Raw genomic sequence first — 4,335 nt, 5'->3', positions numbered from 1 at the left:
CGCCGTCGATGAAGCCGTACATCTTGGCCGAGGTTTCGGTTCCGGCCCAGTGGATGCGACCGCAGGGTTCGCGCAGGGCGGGGCCGAACTCGGTGAGCACGCCCGGTGGGGTGTGGGCGATCATTGCGCCGCCGGAGAAGCGTTCGGTCGCCCAATTCTGCTCGAGGTAGTCGTCAGGTGAAAGTGCTTTGTCGCCAAACCTTTCGGCGACCGCGTCGAGTACGGCCTTCTTGCGCTCGGCGTCAGTGAGCTTGCACAGCCGGCGCGCCTCGGGCCCCTCGGTGATCGCAGTCAGAACGCCGGGAGTGCCGGTGTCCGTGCAGGAGTCGATGGTGAGGTTCGCCGCCGACCCCGGCGCGAACGACTGGCCCGACAGGCCGTCGGCTCGCCAGAACGGCTCGTCATAGATCATCGCGATCTTGAAGACGGCGCCGAGCGGCATCCGCTGATGCAAGAACGATCGGTCGACGGGAAGCATAGGCTCGTAGATGATTTGGCTGGCGATCGCGATCGGCACCGCGACCACAACGCGGCGTGCGCGCACCACCATGTCGTCGGAGCGGACGATGACGCCGTCGGGGTACTGGGTGATGCTGCGGACCGGCTGCGACAGATGGATCGCGTCGCCGAGCTCGGCGGCGACGGCGCGATGGATGGCACCCATGCCGCCGAAGGGCCGGGCATCTTCGGCGGCGTCCTTAACGCCCAGCACGAAGCTCGGCCCGCCGGCCGACGCCATTTGGTAGAGCACGAAAAGCAGGGAGACCTCCGAGGCCGCCGAGGTGTACAGCCCGGAGACGGAGGATTCCAGGAGTTCGTGGGCGGGCTTGGACAGGGTGTTGCGGTCCAGCCACGCGGCCCAGCTGAGCTGATCCCACTTCTGCGCCTTGGGCGCTTCCCACGGGGCTTCGACCGGAATCGACTTGCACATCTGGGTCAGTTCGAGGAAGACCGCGCCGATGTTGGCGACGGCCCATGGGCTCATCGACAAGGGGATGGTGCCCTTGTAGCGGTACTTCTTGCCGTCGACGAACATCATCGCTTCGCCGTCGACGTACTGCTTGTAGCTGGGCACGCCGAATTCGTTCATGAGTCCGTAGATGGCATCCTGGCCCGGCCCGATCCAGGCGCCACCGCGATCGATCCATGTCCCGTCATCGCGCACCTGCGTGAAGGTGCGACCGCCGACGCGATCACGGGCTTCGAGCAACGCCACCGAGTGGCCCGCCTGTTTCAACCGCAGAGCGGCCGTCAGTCCAGCGAATCCGGCACCTACCACGCAATAGTCAACGTCGGCCATGAGCTTGCCCCTTAATCAAGTGTCGAGCCGGGCCGCCCCGGACCGTCGGACGCATTTGCTAGCTAATCGTCACCGCAATTACCACATGTGTCAATAACTCAGATTCATGCGACGCGAGAACTACGATGCGGTGGTGGCGACCGACGTCGACCTGCTGAAGAACCCGGTGGTAGCGGCCGCCGTGGGTACGGCGGCGATCGCGGTGGACGCCGCGGGGGCCGCGTACCGGGTGGCCGAGAAACTGCCGGTGTTCGGGCCGTTGATGCGCCGCGGCGTCACCAGCCTGTCCGAGCGAGGTGACCGGTGGGTGACCGAGAGCGCCGACCAGTTCAAGGCTCTGGTTGCCTCGGTCGCGGTCAGGTTGGTGGACCTGGTTCTCGACGAGCTCGACCTGAACGCGCTCGTGCGCGAACGCGTGGATATCGATGCTCTGGCCGCCGATCTCGACATCGAGGCGGTGATCAACCGGGTCGACCTGATCGCGTTGGCGGACAGGGTGATCGAGGGCGTCGATCTGCCCGCAATCATCCGCGAGTCGACGAATTCGATGACCGCAGAGGTGATGACCGATGTTCGCACGCAGGGCGAGCGCGCCGACGACGTCGTGGCGGGAATCGTCGACCGCATGCTGGGGCGTGACCGGGATAGCCGGTGACCTCATCCGAGTCGGCGCCCGATGCTGAGCGCGGGGCCGGGATCATCACGCGAGGAATGGCCGCGGTCATCGACCTGGTCGTGGTTCTGCTGATCATGAGTGCGTTGTACGGCGGTCTGATCTTGGTGAGGATTGTGTATTCGCCCGCGGCGTTCAGCCTGCCGTCGCTGAACGCCGTGTTCTCGACGCTGGTCACCTTTGTCGTTGCGGTGCTGTATCTCACCGGATGCTGGACGGTTTCGGGATCGACCGCGGGTGCGGTGACGATGGGGCTGCGGGTCGTCGGGCGACGGTCGCAGCGAGTACGCCTGCCCGTTGGATTGCTCCGTGCGATCGGCTGCGTGCTGTTCCCGATTGGCTTGCTGTGGGTCGTGATCGACCGGCAGCGAAGATCGTTGCAGGACATCGTGTTCCGCACGCGGGTGGTCTACTCGCGGCCGGCGGCCGGGTAACTGCGGACGGTTAAAACCCGATCCCAATTCCAAAGTCGAGTTCGAAGCCCACGTTGACACCCGGCACGCCGGTGACGGTGTTCGCGTTGGGGTTGCCGACGCATGTGTCCACCTCGACGCCGTCGATGATGTCGCTGGTGCATGTCGCCACGGGTTGAGCAACGGCACTGGGTGCGCCGGTGATGGCGAACGCGCTAATTGCGCTCGCCGCCAACAAGAGTCGACCGGCTAGCGACGCGTCAGTCACCCCCGCCGTGCCCATGCCGGGAGCCGCCATGGCCAGACCATGGCCCCCTCGGACTCGGGTACGGCTGCGGGTTGTAGTAGGGGGGTGGCTGAAGAATCGGCGGGAGCCACGGTGCCGGCCACTGGATGACCGGCGGCGGCGCGGGTGGTGGCGCCGCCGGGGCGGGCGCTGCGTCGCGCACCACCACGCGCGGTGGCGGGGCGGGCAGATCCTTCATCTGTGCCGTCACCGTGGCCGCAGATGTTGGTGCCGGCGGAGCGGGGGCACGGACCGACCTCGGCAGCTGCTCGGGAGCGGTGGGCGAGGCACTTTGCAACGGGGGAGGCGGCGCCGCAGCGCCGGGACGCAGCGGCATGACGTCCAAGCGTTCATTCGCGGTCGGCCGGACATTGATCACCATCGCGATGACCAGCGCCATGATTCCCGCGACGAAGATCGCGGTCAGCGAGCTGCCCACCAGTAGGAACGGCTTGCCGCGGGGCGGCAGGTCGTCGGGCTCCGAAGCTATGTCGACGACGTCCGGGTATGCGTCAGCGTGGACTAGGAGAGCGGCCACGCTCTGGGCCGTCGTGCCGTCGGCATCTTGTGAGTAGGCCAGGCCGACGGTGGACGCGTCGTAACGAGGCGCGCTCGCCGACGCCAGTGCAGCGCCGCGCGCCAACGCCAGCTGGGGTTCTTCAGGAGCGATGACCGGCACCGCGACGAGATCCGTCAAATGTCCTTTGACCGCGGTGACGTCCACCCCGGAGCCAACGACGAACAGGCCCTGGGGCACTGAATCCGCGGTGTCTAGAGCGGTGACCATTTCGGCCACGACCGGGATGGCGTCCGCACCGTGCAAGCTTTGGCTCACTACCTTCACCACGGAGCCGTCGGCCGCATCAACGACCGCCAGCGTCGCGGTATCGCGCTCGATGAACATCAGTGCGGTCTTGTCGTAGCCCACCGCCCGGCCGACGGCCTTGGCGAGAGCCGCGGCGGCGTGCAACTCCGAAACCAGCAGCACATCTTCGATGCCGCGGGCGACCAACGCCTCCCGCAGCACGGCTGCCTCGGTGTGGTCGGTCCATGTCACCCCGGTCGATACGAGATGGTGACCGGCGGCGATCGCGCCCTCCTGAGTCCCGAGAACCGCGGCGATCACTTCATCGGATGCGCTGGAAGTTGCCGAGCCGCCGACGGCGCCGATGTCGAAGGCGTCGTGGTCGACGATCACACCGTCGCCCTTTTCGCCCTCAACGAGTGCGAGTCGGATCGTCGTGGGTGTCATCGACACACCCAGTACGATCTCCACAACGCCTCCAACACATTTGCTAGGCATATTCGGCTCTCGGCGGCGAGCGCGTCCCGCGCAAACCGTGAACGTCGTTCCACCGCATCGCCGTTGACGTGGGCTCGTGCTTGCCCTCCAAGAAAACCCTACTCGCTCAGTCCAGCTCTGATAAGTGATGCGAAGAGATAGTTGGGCCTTGCCCCGCCGCCACCGATAGCGGTAGAAGCGCTGCGGCCGTCCGCAGAATTCCGTTGCGCGGCAGTGCTTTTGTGGGACAGCCGGCTGACTCACCCCGCACACATGGCTGTGGCGCACCGCAAGGCGCACCACAACCAGGAAACAGCTGTCCTATCAGAAGGGCCGGTCCACAAAGCCGTTCGTGGTGTTGGCGTTGTCGTGGTTGTCGAC

General features: G+C 66.1%; 5 protein-coding genes. 2 read left to right on the top strand and 3 right to left on the bottom strand.

The annotated features are described in order from the left end of the window. On the bottom strand, positions 1-1,300 hold a 1,300-nt coding region (locus QOH60_RS05380; RefSeq protein WP_526417881.1), incomplete at its 3' end, for a flavin monoamine oxidase family protein. A gap of 151 nt (positions 1,301-1,451) precedes the next feature. Here QOH60_RS05380 and QOH60_RS05375 point away from each other — a divergent pair. Then, the gene (locus QOH60_RS05375) at positions 1,452-1,955 is read left to right on the top strand and encodes a hypothetical protein (RefSeq protein ID WP_526417883.1); all 504 of its coding nucleotides are present in this window, start codon (positions 1,452-1,454) and stop codon (positions 1,953-1,955) included. After that, positions 1,952-2,407 (top strand): RDD family protein, encoded by a 456-nt coding sequence (locus QOH60_RS05370; protein WP_526417879.1) that lies wholly within the window; start codon positions 1,952-1,954, stop codon positions 2,405-2,407. Before QOH60_RS05375 ends, QOH60_RS05370 begins: the two co-directional genes overlap by 4 nt. Before the next feature lie 10 nt (positions 2,408-2,417). Here QOH60_RS05370 and QOH60_RS05365 read toward each other — a convergent pair whose 3' ends face one another. After that, the gene (locus QOH60_RS05365) at positions 2,418-2,684 is read right to left on the bottom strand and encodes a hypothetical protein (protein WP_526417877.1); all 267 of its coding nucleotides are present in this window, start codon (positions 2,682-2,684) and stop codon (positions 2,418-2,420) included. Beyond that, complete coding sequence (locus QOH60_RS05360) at positions 2,647-3,948, bottom strand: DUF7159 family protein (protein ID WP_526417875.1); 1,302 nt, start codon at positions 3,946-3,948, stop codon at positions 2,647-2,649. The genes QOH60_RS05365 and QOH60_RS05360 overlap by 38 nt, the downstream gene beginning before the upstream one ends. Positions 3,949-4,335 lie beyond the last annotated feature (387 nt).

The organism is Mycobacterium sp. (assembly GCF_032159765.1).
Taxonomy (GTDB): domain Bacteria; phylum Actinomycetota; class Actinomycetes; order Mycobacteriales; family Mycobacteriaceae; genus Mycobacterium.
Note: the sequence above shows the minus strand (reverse complement) of the source record. Positions and strands in the feature narration are given on the sequence as shown.

Coding starts and splice junctions, on each gene's coding strand:
- QOH60_RS05365 (WP_526417877.1), bottom strand. CDS start 2,684: ATGGCGGCTCCCGGCATGGGCACGGCGGGGGTGACTGACGCGTCGCTA.